Source organism: Alloprevotella tannerae ATCC 51259 (genome assembly GCF_000159995.1).
Classification (GTDB): domain Bacteria; phylum Bacteroidota; class Bacteroidia; order Bacteroidales; family Bacteroidaceae; genus Alloprevotella; species Alloprevotella tannerae.
In genome coordinates, this window is the sequence record NZ_GG700642.1 from 1,009,307 (window position 1) to 1,034,381 (window position 25,075).

21 protein-coding genes and 1 pseudogene are annotated in these 25,075 nt (G+C 42.2%); 16 read left to right on the forward strand and 6 right to left on the reverse strand.

From position 1 onward, the window contains the following. Window positions 1–48: 48 nt before the first annotated feature. Window positions 49–1,080: a type I glyceraldehyde-3-phosphate dehydrogenase gene (gene gap / locus GCWU000325_RS04215; protein ID WP_006254923.1), complete on the reverse strand. Its 1,032-nt coding sequence runs from the start codon at window positions 1,078–1,080 to the stop codon at window positions 49–51. 154 nt (window positions 1,081–1,234) lie between these two features. On the opposite strand from gap, the gene mscL reads away from it, so the two are divergent. From mscL to GCWU000325_RS11370, 7 genes and pseudogenes are all read left to right on the forward strand, one after another. Continuing rightward, window positions 1,235–1,660, forward strand: a complete 426-nt coding sequence (gene mscL, locus GCWU000325_RS04220) for a large-conductance mechanosensitive channel protein MscL (protein WP_006254924.1) — start codon at window positions 1,235–1,237, stop codon at window positions 1,658–1,660. A 312-nt stretch (window positions 1,661–1,972) separates the two neighbouring features. After that, entirely contained in the window at window positions 1,973–2,815 is an 843-nt protein-coding gene (locus GCWU000325_RS04230) for an outer membrane protein assembly factor BamD (RefSeq protein WP_006254925.1), read from the forward strand. A 5-nt stretch (window positions 2,816–2,820) separates the two neighbouring features. Then, entirely contained in the window at window positions 2,821–3,162 is a 342-nt protein-coding gene (locus GCWU000325_RS04235; RefSeq protein WP_006254926.1) for a DNA-directed RNA polymerase subunit omega, read from the forward strand. Next, window positions 3,162–3,629, forward strand: a complete 468-nt coding sequence (locus GCWU000325_RS11365) for a DUF4293 domain-containing protein (RefSeq protein WP_006254927.1) — start codon at window positions 3,162–3,164, stop codon at window positions 3,627–3,629. Before GCWU000325_RS04235 ends, GCWU000325_RS11365 begins: the two co-directional genes overlap by 1 nt. Window positions 3,630–3,672: 43 nt before the next feature. Continuing rightward, a complete protein-coding gene (locus GCWU000325_RS04240; protein WP_006254928.1) occupies window positions 3,673–4,077 on the forward strand; it encodes a single-stranded DNA-binding protein in 405 nt (134 codons plus the stop codon). Then, a complete protein-coding gene (locus GCWU000325_RS10955; RefSeq protein ID WP_169303816.1) occupies window positions 4,052–4,666 on the forward strand; it encodes a 4'-phosphopantetheinyl transferase family protein in 615 nt (204 codons plus the stop codon). The genes GCWU000325_RS04240 and GCWU000325_RS10955 overlap by 26 nt, the downstream gene beginning before the upstream one ends. A 183-nt stretch (window positions 4,667–4,849) precedes the next feature. Beyond that, a pseudogene (locus GCWU000325_RS11370) lies at window positions 4,850–5,368 on the forward strand (transposase); the annotation flags it as partial. Window positions 5,369–5,465: 97 nt separating this feature from the next. Here GCWU000325_RS11370 and GCWU000325_RS04255 read toward each other — a convergent pair. From GCWU000325_RS04255 to GCWU000325_RS04265, 3 genes are all read right to left on the reverse strand, one after another. Then, a complete protein-coding gene (locus GCWU000325_RS04255; protein WP_040598907.1) occupies window positions 5,466–6,704 on the reverse strand; it encodes an IS4 family transposase in 1,239 nt (412 codons plus the stop codon). Window positions 6,705–7,188: 484 nt separating this feature from the next. Beyond that, the gene (gene eno, locus GCWU000325_RS04260) at window positions 7,189–8,496 is read right to left on the reverse strand and encodes a phosphopyruvate hydratase (RefSeq protein ID WP_006254933.1); all 1,308 of its coding nucleotides are present in this window, start codon (window positions 8,494–8,496) and stop codon (window positions 7,189–7,191) included. 186 nt (window positions 8,497–8,682) lie between these two features. Continuing rightward, the gene (locus tag GCWU000325_RS04265; RefSeq protein WP_407636331.1) at window positions 8,683–10,593 is read right to left on the reverse strand and encodes a heavy metal translocating P-type ATPase; all 1,911 of its coding nucleotides are present in this window, start codon (window positions 10,591–10,593) and stop codon (window positions 8,683–8,685) included. A 775-nt stretch (window positions 10,594–11,368) separates the two neighbouring features. On the opposite strand from GCWU000325_RS04265, the gene GCWU000325_RS04270 reads away from it, so the two are divergent. The 4 genes from GCWU000325_RS04270 (at window position 11,369) to asnS (ending at window position 16,154) form a co-directional block, all read left to right on the forward strand. Beyond that, window positions 11,369–11,683, forward strand: a complete 315-nt coding sequence (locus tag GCWU000325_RS04270; RefSeq protein ID WP_006254937.1) for a T9SS type A sorting domain-containing protein — start codon at window positions 11,369–11,371, stop codon at window positions 11,681–11,683. Window positions 11,684–11,933: 250 nt separating this feature from the next. Then, window positions 11,934–13,292, forward strand: a complete 1,359-nt coding sequence (gene purB, locus GCWU000325_RS04275; protein WP_006254938.1) for an adenylosuccinate lyase — start codon at window positions 11,934–11,936, stop codon at window positions 13,290–13,292. 34 nt (window positions 13,293–13,326) lie between these two features. Then, the gene (locus tag GCWU000325_RS04280; protein ID WP_040598910.1) at window positions 13,327–14,724 is read left to right on the forward strand and encodes a pseudouridine synthase; all 1,398 of its coding nucleotides are present in this window, start codon (window positions 13,327–13,329) and stop codon (window positions 14,722–14,724) included. A gap of 26 nt (window positions 14,725–14,750) precedes the next feature. Continuing rightward, window positions 14,751–16,154, forward strand: coding sequence for an asparagine--tRNA ligase (gene asnS, locus GCWU000325_RS04285; RefSeq protein WP_006254941.1), 1,404 nt, complete (start codon window positions 14,751–14,753; stop codon window positions 16,152–16,154). A gap of 96 nt (window positions 16,155–16,250) precedes the next feature. Here the strand turns inward: asnS and GCWU000325_RS04290 are convergent, their stop codons facing one another. Beyond that, window positions 16,251–17,615 carry a patatin-like phospholipase family protein gene (locus GCWU000325_RS04290; RefSeq protein WP_040599327.1) on the reverse strand — a complete coding sequence of 455 codons (1,365 nt, stop codon included), beginning with the start codon at window positions 17,613–17,615 and terminating at the stop codon, window positions 16,251–16,253. Window positions 17,616–18,213: 598 nt separating this feature from the next. Between GCWU000325_RS04290 and GCWU000325_RS04295 the strand changes: the two genes are divergently transcribed. Continuing rightward, window positions 18,214–18,717 (forward strand): hypothetical protein, encoded by a 504-nt coding sequence (locus tag GCWU000325_RS04295; RefSeq protein WP_006254943.1) that lies wholly within the window; start codon window positions 18,214–18,216, stop codon window positions 18,715–18,717. On the opposite strand, the gene GCWU000325_RS04300 is transcribed toward GCWU000325_RS04295, so the two are convergent. Next, on the reverse strand, window positions 18,712–19,935 hold the full coding sequence (locus GCWU000325_RS04300) for an HD domain-containing protein (protein WP_040598913.1): 1,224 nt from the start codon (window positions 19,933–19,935) through the stop codon (window positions 18,712–18,714). The genes GCWU000325_RS04295 and GCWU000325_RS04300 overlap by 6 nt on opposite strands. A 93-nt stretch (window positions 19,936–20,028) precedes the next feature. Between GCWU000325_RS04300 and serS the strand changes: the two genes are divergently transcribed. From serS to GCWU000325_RS04320, 4 genes are all read left to right on the forward strand, one after another. Continuing rightward, window positions 20,029–21,303, forward strand: a complete 1,275-nt coding sequence (gene serS / locus GCWU000325_RS04305; protein ID WP_006254945.1) for a serine--tRNA ligase — start codon at window positions 20,029–20,031, stop codon at window positions 21,301–21,303. Between the two features lie 2 nt (window positions 21,304–21,305). Next, entirely contained in the window at window positions 21,306–21,722 is a 417-nt protein-coding gene (gene ruvX / locus GCWU000325_RS04310) for a Holliday junction resolvase RuvX (protein ID WP_006254946.1), read from the forward strand. After that, the gene (gene def, locus GCWU000325_RS04315) at window positions 21,719–22,276 is read left to right on the forward strand and encodes a peptide deformylase (protein ID WP_006254947.1); all 558 of its coding nucleotides are present in this window, start codon (window positions 21,719–21,721) and stop codon (window positions 22,274–22,276) included. Before ruvX ends, def begins: the two co-directional genes overlap by 4 nt. Window positions 22,277–22,477: 201 nt before the next feature. Beyond that, a complete protein-coding gene (locus GCWU000325_RS04320; RefSeq protein WP_006254948.1) occupies window positions 22,478–24,565 on the forward strand; it encodes a tetratricopeptide repeat protein in 2,088 nt (695 codons plus the stop codon). The last annotated feature ends 510 nt before the right edge of the window (window positions 24,566–25,075 follow it).

Here is a 25,075-nt window from a genome sequence, read left to right on the forward strand (position 1 = left end):
GGCTGATATAACCTGAGGCAGTTTTATTGTTTGTCTACTTGAGAAAAATTAGCCGTTATGCTTTTTCATAATCTTGATGAGATCTACAACCTTGTTAGAGTAGCCAATCTCATTGTCATACCAAGAAACAACCTTTACGAAGTTATCCGTGAGGTATACACCGGCGTTAGCGTCGAAGATAGAAGTCAACGTGCAGCCGAGGAAGTCAGATGAAACAACAGCATCTTCAGTATATCCAAGAATACCTTTCAATTCGTTTTCTGAAGCCTTCTTCATTGCAGCGCAGATTTGTTCTTTCGTTGCACCTTTCTTCAAGTTAACCGTTAAGTCTACTACAGAAACATCAAGCGTCGGGACACGCATTGAAATACCTGTCAGTTTGCCATTGAGTTCAGGGATAACCTTGCCTACAGCCTTAGCAGCACCGGTAGAAGATGGAATGATGTTACCAGCAGCAGCTCGACCGCCGCGCCAATCCTTGATTGAAGGACCATCAACTGTACGCTGAGTAGCAGTTGTAGCGTGTACTGTAGTCATCAAGCCATTTTCGATGCCAAAATTGTCGTTGAGCACTTTAGCAATAGGAGCCAAGCAGTTGGTTGTACAAGAAGCATTAGAAACAATCTTTTGACCTGCATACTTGTCTGTATTAACGCCGCATACAAACATATCAGCTTGTGTGCCGTCTGCGCCTTGTTTAGAAGGAGCGGAAAGTACAACATATTTAGCGCCGGCTTCAATATGTTTTTGTGCCAACTCCGGTGTTAAGAAGCGGCCCGTAGATTCTACGATGTATTCAGCTCCAACTTCATTCCACTTTAAGTTTGCGGGATCCATTTCTGCGGTGATACGGATTTTATTGCCATTGACAATAAGGATATTATTTTCTACGTCAGCTTCAATTTGACCTTCAAAACGTCCATGCATCGTATCGTAACGAAGCATATATGCCATATAATCGACCGGCAACAAGTCGTTAATACCTACGACTACAACATCGTTCTTATTAGCATCGCTCAAGGTAGAGCGGAATACGAAACGGCCGATACGACCAAATCCATTAATACCAATCTTAATCATAATCTTTGGGATTTATGTGAGTTTAATTATCTCATTATTTTTACTCTATGCTGAAGAATTAATCTCATCACTAGGATTTTTCCTTCTATGCACCGCAAAAGTACAAAATAGTTTTTATTTTTGCATTGTAAGAAAGAAAAATATCTTTTTAGTTATGCGAAATTCTAAGTTTTTACAGGAGTTCAAAGCCTTTGCAGTTAAAGGCAATGCTGTAGATATGGCTGTCGGCGTTATTATAGGTGGTGCCTTTGGCAAGATTGTGACATCGATTGTCGAAGATCTTATAATGCCCCCTATCGGATGGTTGATAGGCGGCGCTAATTTCTCGGAATTAAAGGTGACTTTACCAGCTACGGAAGTTGCGGGGCAAGTAATGTCTCCGGCAACGATTAATTATGGTAACTTTCTCCAGACCTTATTGAATTTTATCATCATAACGTTCTGCGTATTCTTGATGGTTAAAATGATGATGCGCCTTTCCAAGTCAAAGGAGGATGAAGCTTCTGTTGCTCCAGAACCTTCAAATGAAGAAAAATTGCTTGCAGAGATTAGAGATTTGATGAAAGAAAGGAAGCAATAGGTGATAGTACTCAAGTGAGGTGTTGCACTTTTTGTGGTGATAACTCATTTGCTTAAGGTTTTCCCAGCTTGCGCTTTACTTATCGCTTAAGTGTCCTTTATCCTTTTGCTGTCTTTGTAAAAGGCGAAATAATAGAAAAGGCCGGAATCAAAAAAAAGAGGTTCCGGCCTTCATTTTTCTGGTGATTATAGTGATCTATACTTATTGTGAGGAAGGTGTTACAATCCGCATACAAGTTTGAAATGCACTTTAAAAATTTGCCCAAATCAGGGAACTTGCTTAAATTTGCCCCCAAATTGTAAAAATAGAAATATGCGCAACTTTATTCTAACTATAGCGGCTTTGGGGTGTTTTCTTTTTGCCTCGTGCGGCGATTATGACAAAGTGGATAAAACGCCTGATTATACTTATAAGTATGAAGCTGCAAAGCAGTATTTTGCACAAGGATACTATAATCGTTCTGCGCAGACCTTACAACAAGTTATTTCTGTATTCAAAGGCACTGAAGCCGGTGAAGAGTCTCTTTTCCTTTTGGGTATGGCGAATTTGAATGCACGCAATTATGATGCGGCGGCTACTTATTTAAGACGTTATTATCAGTCTTATCCAAAAGGTTTGTATACAGAAGCAGCTCGCTACTATACGGGGATGGCGCTCTATTTATCTACACCTGAGCCGAAATTAGATCAATCAGCCACGTATGAAGCTGTTACTGAATTTCAAAACTTTATAGAAACGTTTCCGACGAGTATATTTCGTTCGCAAGCACAAGATAGAATCTTTGAATTGCAGGATAAATTGGTGGAAAAGGAATATCTTTCTGCCAAATTGTATTACGACTTGGGGGATTATTTCTTAAATGGAGGTAACGGGAATTATCAAGCTTGTATAGTTACATCGGAGAATGCGATTAAGGATTTTCCTTATACAAAGCGACGCGAAGATTTTGCCTATCTCATATTAAAGGCAAAGTATGAATATGCAAAGCATAGTGTGCCCGAAAAGCAGACAGAGCGCTACAATGACGCAGTAGACGAATATTATGGATTTCAAAGTGAATTTCCGGAATCCAAATATATGAAGGAGGCAAAGGATATGATCAATAAAATCCCGAAGTCCTTCTATAAACCGGAAGTGAACGATTCAATAAAATAAAGCATATGGAATATAAGAAAAGCAAAGCCCCTCTCAACACAACTACGCATAACGTTATAGATTTTGGCAAAGGTACAGGCAATGTCTATGAGAGTGTTGTGATTATGTCTAAGCGGGCAAATCAGATTTCAACTCAAATGAAAGAAGATCTGAATAGGAAGTTGAAAGAGTTTGCTTCTGCTAATGATAATTTAGAAGAAACATTTGAGAATCGTGAACAAATAGAAATTTCTCGCTATTATGAGAAATTGCCTAAGCCAACTTTAATTGCGATTGACGATTTCTTACATGATAAAGTCTATTATCGTAATCCAACGAAAGAGAAAGACAAGATAGATTTTGAATAATGATACAGCGCCTTCAGAGTGTTTACCTGCTTTTAGCAGGAATTATTGCTACATTATTGTTGTTTATTCCTTTGGCGAGATTTAATGTGAGTGGGCAAGGCTATTTTTCTTTGTCCTCTTTAGGGATAGATAGTATAAATGTAGCTCCGATAGGTGGTACAATTAGTTATTTGTGGATTATTGCGTTGTGTACTGTGCTTGTTGCTATATGTTCATTCTGCAGTATTTTCCTTTTTAAACACAGAATGTTGCAGCTTAAATTGACGAGGTGGGCTATAACATTTGAAGTTACTTATTGTCTGACCTATGCTCTTCAATGTTATAATTTTCAATCCAACACTACATCGCACTTTGCGTTTACGTTAGGCACTGTATTACCTTCTGTGATCTTTATTTTTTTATGGCTTGCAGCACGTGCCATTAAGAAGGATGAAGAGTTGGTGCGTGCAGCCAATCGTATTCGCTGATAAATTGCTTATGCTCCAACTCATATCTTAGCTAAAAGAGTCTATGTCTCTCAATAAAGTAATGCTCATAGGTAATGTGGGGCGTGAGCCTGATATACACTATGTCAACAATGGGATTTGTACAGCGAGTTTATCTTTGGCTACGTCAACGCCTGGTTATACTTTGTCAAGTGGGACACAGATTCCGGAACGCACGGAATGGCATCGTATTTTGCTCTGGCGACGAATGGCTGAGATTGTAGAAAAGTATGTCCATAAAGGAGACAAAATCTATATAGAAGGCGAACTTCGAACACGCAACTATACAGATAAAAAAGGAGTTACACGTTACGTTACAGAGATATGGGCAGAGAAGTTAGAGCTACTCACGCCAAAAACCACTCGGCGAAATACAACTGAATCTTCTATAGATGCCGCGAATATTGATTCCAACCAGCCCCCTTTTTGAAGGGGTGATAGACTTCTTTTTTTGGGAGATTACAGAGACGGTAGAGGATTTGTTGGCACTTTTTGCGCATCCCGACTATATGAGAAAGGGACTCAAAGACTTTTCAAGTAACATCACACGTCAGAAGGAATGGTTAGCTACACGTTTATTGCTAAAAGAGGCCTTAGGAGATGATGTGAAGATTTCGTATACAGTATCCGGACGTCCTTTTCTTATAGGTTCAACTCAACATATTAGTATTAGTCACACTCGCCAATATGTATTATTGGCTTTGGCACAAGGTCCATTTGGAGTTGATATTGAAGTTTGGGGTTCGCGTGCCTTACGATTACAGCAGAAGTTCTTGTCGCCTGACGAAGCCTCCTTACTTCATTCTATAGAAGCAGATAAAATAGCCGTAAGGCTGTGGAGTGCAAAAGAAAGTTGTTATAAATACTTAGATATACCTGGACTTTCTCTCAAGAATGATATCTTTTTAGCTCAATATGATGCTCAGCTTGAAGCCCACATTACAAGTATAAATAACGCAGTACCTATTTATTATCAAGATTTTCCTTCTTTTGTTCTCACTTGGACGAGTCCTGAATAAGATAGAGAAAATCGAAATCTTTCTGTTTACTTGTGCAAACAGAATAACCTAAGAGTTTCTATGTCTTTATTGGAACTCCTCAAAAGTTTTTTGACGAAAAGTACTATCATTTTTTCGAAAAAAAGAATATTGCTAAAGATTAGACTCTGAGTAAAAACCAATGTCACCTTCCTATAATGGTATAATGGCAATGGAAAACGTTGCAGAAATCGTAAGGGAAGGCTTTCAGAAAGTGAAATCATGTCGATCCTTGTGTGCTATCACTTCAATACATATCGTAATTTCAAGGAGTATTATCAGAACTGTATCCATGGGTAGCTCAAGCATGAATTCCCTGCTGCCGTCTCCTATAACCATTTTGTAGAACTTACACACAGTGTGTTCTTCAAGATGATGTTGTTCATGAAGATCCATGCCTTCGGAAAGTATACGGGTATAACATTCCTTGACAGCACGATGGTTCCTGTATGTTACAATGTGCGACGGTATTTCAACAAGGTCTTTGCCGGTCTTGCCAGGAACGGCAAGGGTACTATGGGCTGGTGCCATGGATTCAAGCTGCATCTACTTTGCAATGATTCCGGAGAAGTGTTGACATTCAGTCTTACATGGGCAAACGTAGATGACAAGGATAGTTGAGTATGGACTGTATTTGCAAAGGTACTCTATGGAAAGGTATTTGCTAACAGAGGATATATAAAATTATTGCTGTCCGATAAACGTCAAAAAGAGTAGGAAAGACCGCCTCAATCGCTGAAACAATGCGGTTGAGGTTCTCTTTTTGGCATTCCAAGCCCCCCTAATCAAAAAGCGAAGGCATTTGAGGGCTTTCGGCCGCTTCTTTCAGGCATGCTTCCCAATCTTTTTCGGGATGATTAAAGAGGCTGTAGAAATCCACATAGTACATCAGTGTTATCCTGACCATTGTGGCCAACCCCGAAAAGCTCCAAGAGCGTATGAGCCTCCTCCGCATTATCATGAGCAGCAGGTTGGCGATCAACGTTACCCAAATCTGTATCTTGATGGCATTGGCACTCTCTCCATAGAAGTATTTGAGTGGAAAGTTCTGCTTTATCTGCTTGAACAACAACTCTATGGCCCATCTTTTGTGGTAGATATCCATGATTTCGAGCGGGTCCGAGGTCATGTCGTTAGTCAGGAGGGAGATGAGTTTGCGCTTCTGAACATCGACATAAGTGACGATGCGTGCGTGATGGACAATGCTGGAACCGCCCTTGAGTTTCTTTCGGAAAGTAACCCGTTGTACACGAACCTGCATCACCCCTTCCGGCGTTTGACACATGACGTCCTCCTCTATCGTGTATTGCAGGTTTTTCTTCATCTTCGTGACATAGACGACGCCGCGCTCCGTCATTTGCTGAAACTTCGCATAGTCAATGTAGGCACGATCCATGGCAATGATATCCCCCCTGTTCAACGTGGCCGGCAAGAGCATAAAAGAGTCATTGGTGGCTGTGGAAGTGAAGCGGATGTCCGATGGAACTCCCTCGTTGGCTTGGATTATACTGTGCACTTTGATACCCCCTTTCTTTTTACCTGTTTTGGGATGTCTGCCCACGCCTTTGAAGAGCAGGTTGGAGAAGAGGGTAATCGTTGTGGAGTCGATTATCTTCAGCCGTTTCATCCATTTCGGTTCATTTTTTCTTGTGCACAGCCGGCTGTCCGAAGAAAGAAGATGACGATGCTTGGCGTATAAATCCCTATAAACGGCCTCAAAGACCGCCTCCGAACGCCTTTTGTTTCCATCCGCCAAAGTGCTCCTTGAAGTCATCATGAAGATGCCGAGATGGCGCAGCTTACAGGCCTCGGCCTGAAGGGACGCGGTGATTTCACGTAGAGAGTCGAAACGCATGATGACGGCATAAAGCATCACAAGCAGATGAGTCCAAGCGTCAAAGCTCTTGACATAGCGTTCTGCGCCCTGTTCGCTGCTTATGCGGAGGATTTCGGACTTGTTCAACAATTTTATGATCTGAGAATAGAGCGGCTGTCCGCTAAAATGTGTACTTTTACCCATGGTTAAATGTTTTTTTGTCGAATACAAATTAACCATTAAGGGCTGACTTTACAAAACGAAATCAGCCCTTTACTTTTTGCCCTCTCCAAAAGAACGGCATATCAATCAAAAAACTTTTATCGGACAGCAATATTACATTATAAAGGCCTTATGGACGCATCTGCAATATTCCTCACGTCATACTTCATGGTTTGCCTCGATCAGCTGAGCTTTTGAATCCTACAAACAACAGTATAATAATAAGGGTAAGTTTCCCGTTCACTCAATAAATAATAAGGCTGTGCGCACGGTCAAGTAGCTCTTTTCATAGGATTGGACTTAAGCTCTATATGCTAAAGAGGCGTGAATATACATACAATCAAATAGGTTAAAAGCGAAATACAAAGAGAACTATAGGTTTGAAAAGAAAAAGAGCAAGGCAAAAGTATCTATTGAAAGACCTCTTCCGCCTTGCTCTTTAGTGTGATATTTAAATCAAATATAGTTATCTGATTCTCTTGTAGCCATACACAGCCTGCTCTCCGAGTTCCTCCTCGATGCGGATAAGCTGATTGTACTTCGCCATGCGATCTGTACGGCTCAAGCTACCAGTCTTAATCTGTCCTGAATTTGTTGCAACAGCGATGTCTGAAATGGTAGTGTCCTCTGTTTCGCCTGAGCGATGAGATGTAACCGTGTTATATCCATGACGATGTGCCATTTCAATCGCATCAAGCGTCTCAGAAAGCGACCCAATTTGGTTTACCTTAATCAAAATTGCATTGCCGGCTCCCATTGTGATACCTTTCTCCAAGAAGCGCACGTTGGTAACAAACAAGTCATCGCCTACGAGCTGTACTTTATCGCCAATAGCTTTGGTCAATTTAACCCAGCCTTCCCAGTCGTTTTCATCAAGACCGTCTTCAATAGAATCGATCGGATATTTCTCAACGAGCTCTTTCAAATAAGCGATTTGCTCATCGTCAGAAAGCTTCTTGCCATTAGGATCCTTCGGCATGCCACTCTTCAATTGTTTGTAGTCATAGAAATATTTACCGTTTTCTACGAAAGCAAACTCACTAGCTGCGCAGTCCATTGCAATCTTAACGTCTTTACCAGGTTCGTAACCTGCATCTTTGATAGCCTGAATAATGCTATCTAAAGCATCCTCAATACCATTGAGCTTAGGAGCGAAACCACCTTCATCACCAACAGCTGTACTAAGTCCTCGTTTCTTTAGCAACTTCTGAAGAGCGTGGAATACTTCTGCGCCCATACGAATAGCTTCTTTCTCAGAAGGTGCACCTACGGGGCGAATCATAAACTCTTGGAAAGCAATAGGAGCATCGCTATGAGCACCACCATTGATAATATTCATCATCGGAACTGGAAGTACGTAAGTATTCGTACCGCCGATGTAGCGATAAAGAGGAATATTGAGATAATTAGCTGCAGTATGTGCCACTGCGAGAGAAACGCCAAGGATAGCGTTAGCTCCCAAGTTCGACTTTGTCTTCGTACCGTCGAGCGCAATCATCTTATTGTCAATGGCGCGCTGTTCGAGAACAGACATACCGACCAAAGCCGGTGCTATCTTTTCGTTGACATTGGCTACAGCCTTCTGTACGCCCTTGCCGCCATAGCGTTGCTTGTCACCATCGCGCAATTCGAGCGCTTCGTTCTCACCGGTAGAAGCTCCTGATGGAACAGAAGCGCGACCAATAACGCCGCATTCGGTAGTTACTTCAACTTCTACGGTAGGATTTCCTCTTGAGTCGAGGATTTCTCTTGCATGAATTTTCTCGATGTACATAATTGTAAGTGTAAGTTTTATAGTAATTTCAACTGTGCACAAAGATACAAAAGGAAAAGAAACTATCCGTCAACAACGACTGAAATCTGCTTACATTTTATGTATTTCGAGATGTTTTGTAATACAAACCTTTCAATGTGAGCACAAACAGGCGCAACTATTACTCAAAACAAACAACGACAGACCCTACTTTTTATCCTGATGAATCGGCCTACACATACGATATTGCGCCCAGACGACATTTGCAATACAAAGCAAAGCCACGCCGGTATCAGCAAAAACGGCCAGCCAAAGCGTAACATACCCGAAAGCCCCGAGTATCAGAACGATCAACTTTGCCCCTAATGCCAACATTATATTCAATATAGCCAAACGCCTCGTTTGGCGCCCCAATTGAATTGCTTCTGCAACTTTTGAGGGCTTATCAGAACGAATAACGACGTCTGCCGTCTCAATAGCTGCGTCACTACCACTGCCACCCATTGCTATACCGAGATCACTTAAAGCCAAGACCGGAGCATCATTAATACCATCGCCAACAAAGACTGTCTGGCTGTCGGTCGTCTTCTTAAATCGGGTCATATAATCGGCCTTTCCCTCCGGCAACAAAGCGCCGGCACATACATCAGCCTGTAAAGCTTTTCCTAAACGGACGACAATACTCTCTTTATCTCCGGATAAGATTCCAATCGTTTTGATACCCAATCTGCGCAAGGCTTGAATGCCACTTTTTGCATCTTCTTTTGGTTTATCAGCTAATGCAATGTAACCCAAATAAACATCATCTACAGCCACAAAAACCTGCGTAAAATCTTCACTCACCTCCCCTACCGGCACATCAACAAAACGGGCGTTGCCAACCTTATAAATATGCCCATCTACATCAGCACGCAAGCCCAACCCGGCTGATTCTTCAATGGCCGCCATTGGAGTAAACGTCAATCGTTCTTGTAAATAATTAGTAATGGCACGCGCTATCGGATGCGTTGATTTTGCTTCCATTCCGCCAACTATTGCCAAGACGGCCTCATCTTCTATAGTTACCTTATCTACTTCAAATTTTCCAATAGTAAGTGTACCCGTTTTATCGAAAATCACTGCTTTTATCTTCGTAATAGCATCCAAATAATTCCCCCCCTTAAAGAGTATGCCTCGCTTTGACGAAGCACCGATACCAGCATAATAGCTTAGCGGGATACTTACCACAAGCGCACAAGGACAAGATATCACTAAGAAAATACAAGCACGATACAAGTAATCCTCAAACGCTGCATTATTCAACAACAAAGGAGGCAGTAGCGCCACGAAAAATGCTAATAGAATAACGATGGGTGTATAAATCTTGGCAAAACGACGAATAAAGCGTTCAGCCGGTGCCTTTCTGCTATTGGCTTCGTTCACCAATTTCAAAATTCGCTCCAAAGCACTCTCCTGAACAGGCCGAAGCACATTTAACCTCACCGTCGTTCCATTAGGAATCATCCCGGCCAACACTTCTTCTCCTTTATTAATAGTACGTGGCTCACTTTCACCAGTCAGCGCGGCAGTATCAAAAGTGGCGACGTCGTTAATTAGAGTACCGTCTAATGAAATACGCTCACCGGAAACCACTTCAATAACAGCCCCAACTTCTACTTCCTGCGGCGTAATTCTAGAAATTTCATCCTCACGAACAAGCGTCACCATATCCGGCCGCAAATCAACTAAAGATTTTATACTATTTCTAGCTTTATCTGCCGCACGCTCTTGAAACCACTCGCCAATAGCATAAAACAACATCACGCCGACAGCTTCAGGATATTCACCAATGTAAAAGGCTCCTACAGTGGCAATAATCATAAGCAGAAACTCGTTGAATATTTCCTTTTCTAAAATCTCATGCCAAGCCTCTTTCAGAATTGGCAGCCCTACCGGCAAAAAGGACACGCCATAATATATAAGACGAAGACCGGAAGGAATAAGCAAAAAATGGTCTAAGACCAGACCAACAATCAGTAAAGCAGCCGACAATAAAGGGAAAAGCAGACCGCTATGTCCATGCCCTCCTTGCTCTCCACAAGTATGATGGTGATGATGACAACTACAAGTTTCGCACATAACTATTGATTTTGTTGCAAAATTACGGAAAAGTTTATGCAACTTAGTTGCAAATATTTCCACCCTCTCCATATATAGGTTACGCCTAACGCTACAGCGTCATATTCTACTTTTATTCTCTACTGAATATAGAGATAGCGCTCACCTATATCCCGCCTTACCCTCTCTGTTTATAATACTATTATGCAACGGACAACTTAAGGCATTTTGAAGAGCATACGTTTGTCACCCTTTCCCATACATTGTACAAAAGAACTCGACAATGCTCGCTTCTAATAGATTTTGAATTTCTGATGCAACGACATTATGGAGATAAGACCTCAACTCAGCATTCACCCATCGCATTTCGCCAAATTTCTTTCGTGAGCGTAGCTTTGTACTATCGTGATGGGACGACTGTACTCTCGTGAGGGGAGAATCATACCCTCACGAAGGAACGAAAATAAATCAAGCCAAAGGACTTCAAAGAATAGGTATGCGATTCGGCATTTCATATTTAAACAGATAGCATACTATTTTAGAGAGTTTTAAGCTCATCTTCCTAAACTATTTTTTCAGGGAAATAGAATCCAAATCTTGCCCGAAAACAAATGATCACCCAACTTTATAATGCCTTATTTTTACCGCTTTAACCCCCATCCAGCCATCATCATCTTCAACTCATTCTTTGATTTTTTTTGCAAAAACAAAGCTTCGACGAAAAAAACAGAAATTACACACAATAAATTTGCGACTTTCACGATTAGTTTCTATTTTTGCAGAAAACAGAAATACAATGAGAAAATATACGCGCTTATTACTATTAGCTTTGTTCCTCGTAATGATGCCTGCAGTTAATGCTGCAGCTACAGTGGTTTATGAAAGTCCACAAGAGGTGAATGACTTTGAGGAAGTGCGAATAACGCTAAACGGAGCCAATCTGCGAGTACAAAATGGCTCAGGTATGAGTGTTGAAATCTACAACATCACGGGAGTGAAAGTGGCAGATTATCGCATTGATTCCAACGATAAGACAATACGCCTTGAATTAAACCGAGGCTGCTACATTATAAAAGTAGGAAAAACCGTACGCAAAATCTCTATCCTATAAAGGATAGAAAGGCTACTCGCATTTAGATGGTAAACAAGATTATAACTAATCTTGTTTACCATTATTAGAAGAACCACAGAACAGCGAAGACGAGGCCCAATGATGGCGCTACTACTATTTATGGCGCATAGAAATAAGATAAATTCAAGATCCTTTCCTTAGATACGACTCTTTTACCAAAAGAATAACTATCTTTGTCGCTCATTAAATCAGAATTCATATAAAGCATCACTGCTGAACAGCATAATAAATGGAGTTAACAACCTTAACAGCCGTGTCCCCCATAGATGGGCGATACCATCAAAAGACAGCGAATCTTTCAGCTTATCTCTCAGAGTTTGCCTTGATGAAATATCGAGTGCGTGTAGAGATAGAATACTTTATTTCGCTGTGCGAATTACCGCTTCCTCAACTCGAGGATTTCAATCGCGAACTCTTCCCTACGCTTCGCGGATTGTATGAAGACTTTACCGAGGAAGATGCCAAACGTATCAAAGAGATCGAAAGCATCACCAACCATGATGTAAAAGCCATTGAGTATTTCATCAAAGAGCAATTGGATCGTATAGGCAATATGGAAGCTTACAAAGAGTTTATCCATTTTGGCCTCACGAGCCAAGATATTAACAATACATCATTCCCGATGATGCTGAAAGAGGCTTTGAAGGATGTTTATGTACCGCTGCTAGATGAATTGATTGACAAGCTAAACGAGTTTGCAGAAGAATGGAAAGATATTCCGATGCTTGCACGCACGCACGGGCAGCCGGCAAGTCCGACAACCTTAGGTAAAGAATTTAAAGTCTTTAGCTATCGCCTTGAACAGCAACGCGAGTCGGTCTGCAATTTTGCCATCGAAGATATTTCCGGAAAATTTGGAGGTGCAACAGGTAACTTTAATGCGCATCACATAGCTTACCCAACAATAGATTGGCCCAGCTTTGCCAACAACTTTTTGGAGCAGCACCTAGGCATACGCAGAGAACAATACACCACACAGATCTCCAATTATGACAACCTTGCCGGCATTTTTGATGCGCTTAAAAGAATTCAAACAATTATCATTGACTTGGATAGAGACATTTGGCAGTATATTTCTTTGGGCTATTTCAAGCAAAAGATTAAGACCGGGGAAGTGGGATCCAGTGCGATGCCGCACAAAGTTAACCCGATAGATTTTGAAAATTCAGAAGGAAACTTGGGCATCGCCAATGCTATATTGGAATTTTTGAGTAGAAAGCTTCCAATTAGCAGACTACAGCGCGACCTTACCGACTCCACGGTGATCCGCAATATAGGCGTACCACTCGGACATAGTCTTATAGCCTTTAAGAGTACACTCAAAGGCCTCTCTAAGTTGGTCCTACACGAAGAAAGCATACGTGGCGATTTAGATAATTGCTGGGCAGTTGTAGCTGAAGCCATTCAGACAATTCTGCGCCGCGAAGGCTACCCCCACCCTTACGAAGCTTTAAAGGAACTAACACGCACAAACGAGGCCGTCAATCAAGATAGAATCGCACGTTTTATTGACAGCCTTGATGTGCCTGACTCTGTTAAGAAAGAATTGACAACAATTACGCCATACAATTATATAGGTATTTATTAAAAACAAATAGCCGTGAGGCTAACAACAACAGATTATGAGCGAAGAATTAGAAAACAAAGGATTTCAGGAGAGAAGAAGCGATGAAGCTCCTTCTTCTGAACAAAGACAAGACTTCGGGCACACTCCGCGCCCACGTTTTAATCGTAACGCACGAATAGGAAGTTACTCTAACAACTACAATAGGAATCAAGAGTCCAATGGGCCTCGCCAACGATTCAATGCCCCTAATAATAATGGCTATCGGCCACGCTATAATGGCCAACGCAATGACTTAGGAGACCATCCCTATTCACAATATAATAACAACGAACGCTCGGAGAATGACTTCGGGCGGCGTGAGGATAATTACCGCCCACGCAACAATTATGGCCAGAATAACAACAATGGCTATCGCCCACGCTTTAATGGTCCGCGTTATAATAATAGCAACTACAACAACGGACAACGCTATAATAATCGTGAGAATCGGGAAAATGCTCCGTCTAATTGGAATCCCAATTACAGACAAAATGATTACCAACAAAATGATTATCGACAAGGAGATTTCCAACAAGGCAGCTATCGTCAAAATGGATATCGCCCACGTCCTAACTATGGCGATCGCCAACAAGGCAACTTTCAAAGGCGTCCACAACAACGTAGGCCCTACAATCCAAATGCAAAATACAGCCTGAAAAAGCAAATAGCTTATAAGGAGGAGCACGTAGATCCGAACGAGCCGATTCGCCTAAACAGATATTTGGCCAATGCGGGCATTTGCTCTCGCCGTGATGCTGATAAGTATATCCAAGCAGGCGTGATCACCGTCAATGGCAAAGTTGTTACAGAATTAGGAACGAAGGTTTTGCGTTCGGATGACATTCTCTTCCACGAAAGTCCTGTAAGATTAGAAAAGAAAGTCTATGTACTGCTCAATAAGCCGAAAGGTTGCATTACAACGAGCGAAGACCCACAAGAGCGCAAAACGGTAATGAACCTCGTTAAGGGAGCCTGTCAAGAACGCATCTATCCTGTCGGCCGCTTAGACCGTAATACGACAGGTGTTTTACTTTTGACTAACGATGGTGAGTTGGCCGCAAAGCTGACACATCCTCAATTTATGAAGAAAAAAATCTACCACGTCTATTTGGATAAGAACGTATCCGGTGTCGATCTGCAAAAGATTGCAGATGGCATAACCTTAGACGATGGTGAGATTAAGGCAGACGATATTCAATATGCCAGCGAAACAGATAAGAAACAAATAGGCATAGAAATCCACAGCGGAAAAAACCGCATCGTACGCCGTATCTTTGAAAGTTTAGGTTACCACGTTGTAAAGCTTGATCGAGTTTACTTCGCAGGCTTAACTAAAAAACATTTACGCCGTGGAGATTGGCGCTACTTGACCCAAGATGAAGTCAACTATCTCCGTATGGGTGCATTTGAATAAGTAAGAAGAAAAGAAGGACAAGTAAAATGGAAACAATCAAAAGGACAAAAATAATCGATGTCTTAAAGCGTACAGACTTCGATACAGTCGTAAACGTTAGAGGTTGGGTAAGAACCAAACGAGGAAGCAAGAATGTAATCTTCATCGCCTTAAATGATGGCTCTACTATTAACAATGTCCAAATTGTAGCCGACACAGAAGCATTTGATGCTGAGTTAGTCAAGGATATTACGACTGGTGCTTGTTTAAGCGTCAATGGCGCTTTAGTTCAAAGCCAAGGCTCTGGACAGGTAGTCGAAATTCAAGCCAAGGAGATTGAAATCTTAGGAACTTGCGGCAGCGATTTCCCAATGCAAAAGAAGGGGCAATCATTTGAGTATATGCGCCAATACGCTCATATGCGTTTGCGAACGAACACCTTTGGAGCTGTCTTCCGCATTCGCCATAATATGGCAATGGCCATCCATCATTATTTCCATGAGCATGGTTTCTTCTACTTTCATACACCGATTATCACAGCTAGCGATTGTGAAGGTGCAGGTCAAATGTTTCAAGTAACGACCAAGAACTTGTATGACCTGAAAAAGGATGAGAATGGAAAGATTGATTATTCGGATGACTTCTTCGGCAAACCAACTAGTTTAACTGTAAGCGGCCAGCTTGAAGGAGAGTTGGGTGCAACATCTTTAGGTGCAATCTACACTTTTGGCCCGACATTCCGAGCTGAAAACTCCAATACGCCGCGCCACTTGGCTGAGTTTTGGATGATTGAGCCAGAAGTTGCCTTCAATGACATTACCGACAATATGGATCTTGCCGAAGACTTCTTGAAATATTGTATTCAATGGGCCTTCGACAACTGCCAGGACGACTTAAACTTCCTCAACAAGATGATCGACAACACGCTGATAGATCGTCTGCACTTCGTCTTAAAGAATGAGTTTGTACGCCTTTCTTATTCTGAAGGAATCGAGATACTTGATCAAGCAGTCAAAGCAGGCAAGAAGTTTGAGTTCCCCATCTATTGGGGCGTTGATTTAGCCAGCGAACACGAGCGCTATCTTGTAGAAGAGCACTTCAAGCGCCCCGTCATCCTAACCGACTACCCCAAAGAGATCAAGGCTTTCTATATGAAGCTCAACGAAGATGGGAAGACGGTTCGCGCAATGGACGTCTTGTTCCCGCAGATTGGAGAAATCATTGGCGGTAGCGAGCGTGAAGCCGACTATGATAAGCTCCAAACGCGCATCCAAGAGATGGATCTTCCTATGAAAGATATGTGGTGGTATCTTGACACGAGAAAGTACGGAACTTGCCCTCACAGCGGCTTTGGGTTAGGTTTTGAGCGCTTGATCTTATTCGTCACGGGTATGCAAAATATCCGAGACGTCATTCCCTTCCCCAGAACGCCAAAGAATGCCGACTTCTAAGTCTGCATTCTTCCCAATACATAAAACCCTTTTACAAAATATACCCCTTGCAAATCCTTATCGGCTTGCAAGGGGTATTTATTTTCAGGCACACATTTAATGATTAACCAGCATCGGCATATAAAGACGAATCTGCACCTCTGCCAACCAAGAAGAATGCTTGATCAAACTTTCGATCTTTTTAGAAGAAAGAGCCGTTAAGTTGGTTCCTATACTTCGTGCCAAATCTTCACTTTCTTTCTGAGGAATCTGTTGAGCCAATGTGTCCCAATTTATTGCCTGCTTCAGCTTCATAACGATAGCTTCATTTGCTGATGTACTTTGAGATCCCTTCAAGCTTCCTATTTCTTCTTCCGTTATAGCGTGAGCCTGCCACACGTCCGGATGAATATTTCCATTTTTCAAGTTATCAACAAACCCCTGAACAAGCCTTTCGCTGCAATCCCATTCTAATGGAACGTATGCACAATGCTCTTTTCCCACATACGACTCATATAGATTATCAGCTCTCTGCATTTTCTTTATTCTTTCCATCATCAAGTTTATCGTCTGCATCGCCAGATTAAAAATGTTAGTTGTCCCAGCGGCAGAGATGGCACTATTACCAGCATCACTCACAATGATGAAGTCTGTATGAAACCGGCTTTTATTTTGACTGAGTTTATGCGCCCCTTGATTGTCATAAACGCCTCCATCAATCAACTTAGGCGCCTCAGGCTTATTCGGACAGCTATCGTATTCTTCTCTGAGATATTTCTTATCAATTGTAATAGGCGTAAAGCCATAAGGGACGCACGATGAAGCCATAACAGCCTTAGCTATGGAAAAATGCGTTGCATCAAAAATTGATTTACCCCCCACACGATAAGCATATTCCCCCATTGTCGTTTTTGAAAAATAGAATGGTAATTGTGTAGCTACATTTGTTGAGTTTATACACAATACCGGACTATCGGGCAAATCGCCAAGAGATGCCTCCTTAAAGAAGACTTTGTTGTACAAGCGCGAGATGAAGTTGCTGGTTGGTAACGTCACAAACGAATACTTTAGAAAAAGAACGAGTAGGATAAAAAAGGTGATCACAGCGCCCAATGTGGCGAAGATACCTGTAAGAATGAATTCGTTCGGAAAGAAGACGCGTGTGAGAAAACCTATCAGATGACCCATTGCCACAGACATGGCAAACAATAAGCATACAGCTACAACAAGATAGATATAGGAGGACCACAAAACGCCTTTAGAAAGCCTTTTGATAAACCCCTCCTCAAAATCCTCATAGTTATCTTTATGCAAAGCATAGTAGGCTGCTGTTATCGAACCCCCAGAAACCGAAGATATTACATCTACTTTATCCAATATACCAAGACGATGAAGAGCACGTAATGAGCCAATGTGATACGCAGCAGCTCTGTATCCACCGCCAGAAAGGGCAAGTCCAATCTTTTTTCCTTTATTATCCATAGCTTTTTTGAGATTTGTGGTTGAAGAGCGCTTGTAAATGGGAGAATTCCGGTTGTATTTCGTTGATTTAATATTAAAGATCAAACGGACAACATAAGAATATTCCTCTTGAAAGCTGTTAGCAAATATACGGAAATATATTATATAACAGAAAATTTTAGCACAGAATATAGGTCGAAACATAAACAAACAAGCCCATTACATTACAAGTACACCCCTTCTCAATTACTTCAAACATCGCAAGAATGCAGAGAGTCTGGATCTATACATTAGCCAACAATCCTTCTTTTTATCACCAAAATGAACACACATATACTCATAAATATCAAAAGATAGCAATCTTTTAATCAAGGTTTTTAATTTACACTTCCAATTGTACGGACGTACTCCTACGATGATACGAGTGTACTATCGTGAGCGTACAAATGTACCCTCACGATAGTACATTACCAAACTAAGTGGCACTTCACACATTTCAAGTATATGTGGAATAAAATACAAAACAATCAAAAAAAAAGAGGAAGAAGGACAAACGTAAGGCAACATTCATAGTTTTAAATTACCTTTGCCTCATCATCTATTATGGTAAGTGCAAAATATGAAAAACTCACATAAGACCGGATTAGGTTGGCAAAACCTATACATCAGTACGACTTTCGATTTTATCTTTCTAAAACAAATTACAAATCCGCTTCGCTGGCTCTTGGTCTTACCTATGGGCTTCCTAACTATACTGCTTACACAGGCTACGCTGAACCTCATTGCGCAAATCATATTAATGCTGACGCATTATAACGACATTGTTGCCCTACTCTCAGCCGGCATAATGTGGGCTGTGCAATATGCTTTGGCCATTGTTGTGATGACTGCAACAGCCCCCGTTACGAGTCGTCAGAAATTTAAGTGGGGTTTCCTTTTCTCCTGCTTACTCTGGCTCTTAGCTGCGGGTTCAACCTACTTTATCTTTAAGTCGCTTAACCCTCAATTTGTTATCAGCCGACTACTTTGTATTTCGCTCTCTGCCGCTATCGGATTAAGTTATGGCCTATATCGGATCAAAAAGCGAATAAATCAGCATAAAGGATTTTATATCAAATCATAACCGGTAATGGCATAAGTAGGTCTTTTGCATACGATGATTGTCGTCAGGGCTGATTACGCGACTGACGGTCGCAACATCCTTTATCGTCTGATCCGGATAAAGGATTTCGATTTTATCGTCCTGCTCCGAGTATAATTCTTTCGAAACGGCGCGCGTTGTCACAAAATAATCGGCATCTGCCAAAGAAATGGCGAGCACTGTAGCCACTCTTTCTTTCCATTCGTCCAGCATAGATGGAGGTACGGAAGCGTCAAAGACTTCTACCTTAAAGAGATGGCGGTTAATAAAGCCTTCAGCTAAAAGCGATAACACTTTATCGTCGCAATGTTGCCATACTTTAATAGCTGATATGATGTCGCTATCATCCAGTTCCGCATAATGATCTAGCCAACCTGCATACTCCTGCGGCCGATCCTGAGTCAAGAAAAACGAAAGTGCGGGCGAGGCAAACAATTTGTATCCATTTCGCACCAGCGTTTGCGCCCTTCTAAGCGTAGATCTCAATAGTTCTTCAGCAGCAACCACCGTTTTGTGGAGATATACCTGCCAATACATCATCCTACGCGACATCAAATAATTTTCTACAGAGTATAGGCCCTTATCTTCCACGACTAAGTGGTTGTCAAATACGTTCAAGGTACGAATAATGCGGGCCGCCCCGATATTTCCTTCCCTCACTCCTGTAAAAAAAGAGTCGCGACAAAGATAATCCAAGCGATCTACGTCCAGCTGACTGCAAATAAGTTCGTGGAGAAAAGGCTTCTTGCAGTCGGCCGAAAGTAGTTCGATAGCTAGTGTCAAAGCACCCTTAAACGCTTTATTCATCCGCTCGATCATTTGCAAGGTAATATTTTCGTGTGTTACGTCAGGCAAGAACACACGCTCTAGCACGTGAGAGAAAGCGCAATGCCCAATGTCGTGCAACAAGATGGCAGCTTGAGCGGCCTCTACTTCAGCATCAAAAATAAAAACACCCTTTTCCGCCAAGGTCTTCAAGGCCTCAGACATTAAATGATAGGCGCCGATAGAATGCTGTAAGCGTGTATGAACCGCACCAGGATAGACCAACGAAGAGAGACCGAGTTGGCGAATGCGACCCAAACGCTGAAATAGTGGATGATTCACAATATCAGTCAAAACTCCGCGAGCAATACGCGTGAAGCCGTAAACCGGATCGTTGATAAGAAGCGATGATTTATGAGGAAAGGATTTGTCCAAAACTAAAGTTTATTTCTATTCGGCAAAGATAGCTCAAATCTTTTTCTTACTTTTGCTTTCTCAACAAGAAACGTATTATTTACGTAATTTGCTATGCTTACGATTAAACAAATCATAGAAAACAAAGAGGCCATTGTACGCGGCCTTGAGAAAAAGCATTTTCCCAATGCGAAGGAGGCCATTGAGGCTGTCTTAGCGATTGATAATAAGCGAAAAGAAGCGCAAGCACAATTAGATGAGCTACTGAATCGCATCAAAACACTCTCCAAGCATATCGGCGACTTGATGAAGCAAGGGTTGAAAGAGGAGGCGGAAAAGACAAAAGGAGAAGTAAGCTCCTTGAAATCGAAAACGCAGACGCTTGAAGAAACGATGAAGCAGGCGCAAGAAAAGCGCACAGAATTGCTTTATCAGATACCCAATGTGCCTTACGAAGAGGTGCCTGAGGGAAAGGATGCCAACGATAATATAATCGTGAAAGAGGACGGCAAGATGACGTCTATTCCGGAAAATCCCCTACCCCATTGGGAACTAGCGAAAAAATATAACTTAATAGACTTCGATCTCGGCGTTAAGATCTCCGGTGCCGGTTTCCCCGTCTACATCGGACAAGGAGCGCACCTGCAGCGTGCACTCATCAACTTCTTCCTCGACGAGGCGCGTAAAGCCGGCTATACGGAAATAATGCCACCAATCGTTGTCAATGCTGCTTCCGGCTACGGGACCGGTCAGCTGCCGGATAAGGAAGGTCAGATGTATCATTGCGAAGTGGATGATCTCTACTTAATCCCTACGGCAGAAGTTCCCGTCACTAACATCTATCGAGATGTGATCTTGGAAGAAAAGAATCTGCCCATTAAAAATTGTGCTTACACCGAGTGCTTCCGCAGAGAAGCCGGCAGCTATGGAAAGGACGTACGCGGACTTAATCGCTTACACGAATTTTCTAAAATCGAACTTGTGCGCATCGACAAACCGGAACACAGCAAGCAAAGTCACCAAGAGATGTTAGACCACGTGGAAGGTTTGCTACAAAAACTCGAACTGCCCTACCATATATTATTATTGTGTGGTGGCGATATGAGCTTTACCTCTTCTCTTTGCTACGACTTCGAAGTATATAGCGAGGCGCAAAAGCGCTGGCTTGAAGTTAGTTCGGTTTCCAACTTTGATACATATCAAGCCAATCGGCTACAATGTCGCTATCGTAAGCAAGATAAGAAGATTGAACTTTGCCATACGCTAAACGGATCAGCACTCGCCTTGCCGCGCATTATGGCTGCACTTCTTGAAAACTTTCAAACGCCTGACGGCATTCGCATTCCTAAAGCATTGCAACCTTACATGGGATGTGAGATTATAAAATAAACGTGAGCAGGATATTGGCCATTGACTATGGGAAAAAGCGGACGGGTATAGCGGTTACAGACATCCTACAAATCATACCCAACGGCCTGACCACTGTTGCAACCCACGAGTTGTTGAATTTCTTAAAGGCTTATACTACAAAGGAGGATGTGGAGCGTTTTGTAATAGGACTGCCACGCCAAACAAACGGAAAGCCTTCAGAGAATTTTCCCCGTGTTGAGGCTTTTGCTAAACAATTGGAGCAACATTTCCCAACAATCCCTATAACTTTCTATGACGAGCGCTATACTTCAACCTTAGCTCATCAGGCAATGTTAGCGGGAGGTTTAGGAAAGAAGCGCCGACAAGAGAAAGCATTAGTTGATGAAATCAGTGCGTGCATTATCCTCCAATCTTACATGGAAAGTAAGAAAATATGATCCTACCAATTTATACTTACGGACAGCCGGTCTTAAGAAAAGTAGCTCAAGATATCGAAGCAGACTTTCCCGGTTTGGAGCAACTCATTGAAGATATGTATGAGACGATGGACAAAAGCGATGGTGTCGGCTTAGCCGCGCCTCAAATAGGGAAAGCCATCCGCGTAATCGTCATATCTTTAGATGTCTTAAAAGAAGACTTCCCAGAATATGCAGGCTTTCGGCATGCGTATATTAATCCGCACATCATAGAGTTTGATGATTCGGAAATATCAACCTTAGAAGAAGGCTGCTTAAGTTTGCCAGGCATCCACGAACCGGTAAAACGCCCGACAAGGATTCACGTGCAATACCGCGATGAGAATTTTGAACCGCACGATGAATGGGTCGAAGGATATTTAGCGCGTGTGATGCAACACGAGATCGATCATCTTGAAGGGCACGTCTTTACGGATCGTATTTCTCCTTTACGCAAACAGATGGTAAAGAATAAGCTTAACGCGATACGCAAAGGCAAAGTCAGTTGCCACTATCGCGTAAAAGTTCCCCAATAGAAGCTTACTTCGACCTCTCTGGTCACCGAATTAATAAGGCTGATAAGGATGTAGCCATCAAAGTTGTTAAGTTTGCAGACGACACAACAAAATCTGAAAAAGTCCTTGGCAATAAGTAAATCCCTTCCACAAACTGAATAGTTCACTATAGGGGCAATTCCGTTTTGGGGGTTGCCCCTTAACATATCATTAGACGCTAAAATGGCTGAACGACGAATACTAAGCCTCGCAAGCAGTAGCTTAAAGCGCTACTTGGGAACTTACCTATTCTTTCTTTTCTCGACGTTTTCCATTGCACAAATCAACATCGAAAATGTTGTAGAAATGGGGCGTTATGCGCTTAGCTACGATGATTATCTTTCGGCCATACATTACTTTAACAGCGTGCTTGATGTTCGCCCAAAGCATGCTCAAGCTTACTATTATCGCGCTTATGCCAAATTCTCTTTAGGAGACTTTAACGGGGCGGAGAACGACTGTACAGCATCAATCAGACTGAATCCTTACTTAACAGAAACCTATCGATTGAGAGGACTTTGTCGTATTAGAAAATCAGAGTTTCAAGGCGCGATAACCGATTACGAGCAAGTATTGAAAGATTTCCCCTCAGACGAGGGTGCACTATTTAATCAAGGGCTCTGCTATCTGCAAGTACATAAAACCGACAGCGCCACAATAGCTGCCGATCGCCTTTTAAAACAATCGCCCAAGTTTTACAGAGGCTATATGCTGAAAGCTCAAATTGCCTTTGAGCAAAAAGACACCATAAACGGTCTTCGGCAAATAGACGCTCTACTTACGTTGCGCCCGTCAGAAGCTTCTGCCTGGATGCTTAAAGCTCAATATGCATTGCAAAAGGCTAAATATCAATTGGCCGACTCACTCTTAACTACTGCGATTCGCTACGAAAAAAACAATTATGAACCCTTCCTGCTTAGAGCTGAAGCCCGACATGCACTGAATCAATTCGGTAACGCACTACTTGATTACGACAAGGTCATCGAACTTGTTCCGAAGCACTTTGTAGCGCACTACAATCGCGCACTATTGCGTGCGTTGGTAGGCGACGATAACAGAGCTATCGACGACTTTAATTTTGTCCTCAGCGTAGAACCAGACAACACATTGGCTCGCTACAATCGTGCACTATTACGAGAGCAGACCGGCGATTATCAAGGAGCTATAAAGGATTATAGCATACTGATCAAAGCTTACCCTAACTTCCTCTTCGGCTATTATGCTCGCAGCAGATTGCGTAGAAAGACGGGGGATACGCGAGGGGCTTTGGCTGACGAAACGGTCGTTGCGCGCGCACAATTGGACATAGCCTTTGCCAAACCTAAACGCTCTTTTATACGGACAGTCAGGAAGCGCTCCGATCACGCACTGGAGCATTACGATCGCCCGATAGAAGATGAAACCGATACGGTACGCATACTAGGAGATCTACTTTTAGGTCACGTGGAAAATCAAACTGCAACGCAAGAGATTTTGCCGGCTTTCACGCCTCAACTGCAACCTACAACTACGCGCGGTTACCGCTCCGATGGCTACTTAGACGAACTTAGTGCCCTCAGTAAGCGTATCGCCGATATTGAATTGCAGGCAGAACGAGCAGCCGGAAATAGATATTTACAGCAGTCAAGTAGACGACTCTTGTTTACGGCAGAGAAGACACCGGAAACAACTGCTACTTTAACGCAACATCTACAAATTATCGATTCGCTACAAAGTGCCGGAGGTGAATTATCGCAATACGATTACAAGATCTTACGCACGATACTACTCCGAGCCATCTACAACTTTTCAGAGGCTCTACAATTGGCCTCGTCAATCATTGCCAGCGACTCTGCCCTCGCTCTACCCTACGTCAATCGTGCAGCTTTACTCATCGGGATGAGCAAAGCAGAAAAGACCACAGAGAAGATCACAGAGAATACGCAAAGTCCTCATCTGTCGACTTTATATTTGAATCAAGCTTTAGAAGATATCAATGCGGCCATAAGCAAGCTTCCGGATTGTGCCTACCTATATTACAATCGCTCATGCATTTACCACGCACTCTACAAGCAACAAGCTGCACTGACAGATTTAGATCGAGCCATCGCCTTAGACCATCGCCTTGCCGAAGCCTATTATAATAGAGCCGTCATACGTCTACAAAACAAAGAAACTGAAAATGTAACAGCCGACCTAAGTCGCGCAGGAGAACTGGGTTTATACAAAGCATACAGCCTATTAAAGCAGACGCAAACGAAGAAAACTAAGCATAAGGTCAAGCGCAAATGACCGGCGGATAAGTCATAAAGCAGAAAGAGACGTTCTGCAATATGCCTTATCTACCAATACTAGAATCCGCAATCGTAAGTAGTCGCCCCTTAAGAGCCGTCTTATATCTGATAATGTTTGATATGTGGCGTGTTTTCTCTCATGCATTTTCGTAATCTCTCAAATGAATTTGTTGTAGAACAATGGAGTAAAGACACCGTGAATCAATGTGCAAAGAACTATTGACACGCAGCTGCTTCGTACCGGATTCGTCGAGTTTACGTTAAAACAGATAAGGAGGAAAGAACGATAAAACGACGAGACATCATCAGTTTGAAAGAGAGTTAACCTTACGACTTTGGGAAGACGAAGGGGAAAGAACCTCTCCTATCAAGGCCTGGTAAAATGGAGAGAAAACATATCATATAATCATATGATACACAGCAAATTACTAAATCATCGTATAGAGATCGTAAAAAAGCACTATCGTTTTACTCAAAAAGTACTATCGTTTTACCTAAAAAGTACTAT

Coding starts and splice junctions, on each gene's coding strand:
- gap (WP_006254923.1), bottom strand. CDS start 1,080: ATGATTAAGATTGGTATTAATGGATTTGGTCGTATCGGCCGTTTCGTA.
- mscL (WP_006254924.1), top strand. CDS start 1,235: ATGCGAAATTCTAAGTTTTTACAGGAGTTCAAAGCCTTTGCAGTTAAA.
- GCWU000325_RS04230 (WP_006254925.1), top strand. CDS start 1,973: ATGCGCAACTTTATTCTAACTATAGCGGCTTTGGGGTGTTTTCTTTTT.
- GCWU000325_RS04235 (WP_006254926.1), top strand. CDS start 2,821: ATGGAATATAAGAAAAGCAAAGCCCCTCTCAACACAACTACGCATAAC.
- GCWU000325_RS11365 (WP_006254927.1), top strand. CDS start 3,162: ATGATACAGCGCCTTCAGAGTGTTTACCTGCTTTTAGCAGGAATTATT.
- GCWU000325_RS04240 (WP_006254928.1), top strand. CDS start 3,673: ATGTCTCTCAATAAAGTAATGCTCATAGGTAATGTGGGGCGTGAGCCT.
- GCWU000325_RS04255 (WP_040598907.1), bottom strand. CDS start 6,704: ATGGGTAAAAGTACACATTTTAGCGGACAGCCGCTCTATTCTCAGATC.
- eno (WP_006254933.1), bottom strand. CDS start 8,496: ATGTACATCGAGAAAATTCATGCAAGAGAAATCCTCGACTCAAGAGGA.
- GCWU000325_RS04265 (WP_407636331.1), bottom strand. CDS start 10,593: ATGTGCGAAACTTGTAGTTGTCATCATCACCATCATACTTGTGGAGAG.
- GCWU000325_RS04270 (WP_006254937.1), top strand. CDS start 11,369: ATGAGAAAATATACGCGCTTATTACTATTAGCTTTGTTCCTCGTAATG.
- purB (WP_006254938.1), top strand. CDS start 11,934: ATGGAGTTAACAACCTTAACAGCCGTGTCCCCCATAGATGGGCGATAC.
- GCWU000325_RS04280 (WP_040598910.1), top strand. CDS start 13,327: ATGAGCGAAGAATTAGAAAACAAAGGATTTCAGGAGAGAAGAAGCGAT.
- asnS (WP_006254941.1), top strand. CDS start 14,751: ATGGAAACAATCAAAAGGACAAAAATAATCGATGTCTTAAAGCGTACA.
- GCWU000325_RS04290 (WP_040599327.1), bottom strand. CDS start 17,615: ATGGATAATAAAGGAAAAAAGATTGGACTTGCCCTTTCTGGCGGTGGA.
- GCWU000325_RS04295 (WP_006254943.1), top strand. CDS start 18,214: ATGAAAAACTCACATAAGACCGGATTAGGTTGGCAAAACCTATACATC.
- serS (WP_006254945.1), top strand. CDS start 20,029: ATGCTTACGATTAAACAAATCATAGAAAACAAAGAGGCCATTGTACGC.
- def (WP_006254947.1), top strand. CDS start 21,719: ATGATCCTACCAATTTATACTTACGGACAGCCGGTCTTAAGAAAAGTA.
- GCWU000325_RS04320 (WP_006254948.1), top strand. CDS start 22,478: ATGGCTGAACGACGAATACTAAGCCTCGCAAGCAGTAGCTTAAAGCGC.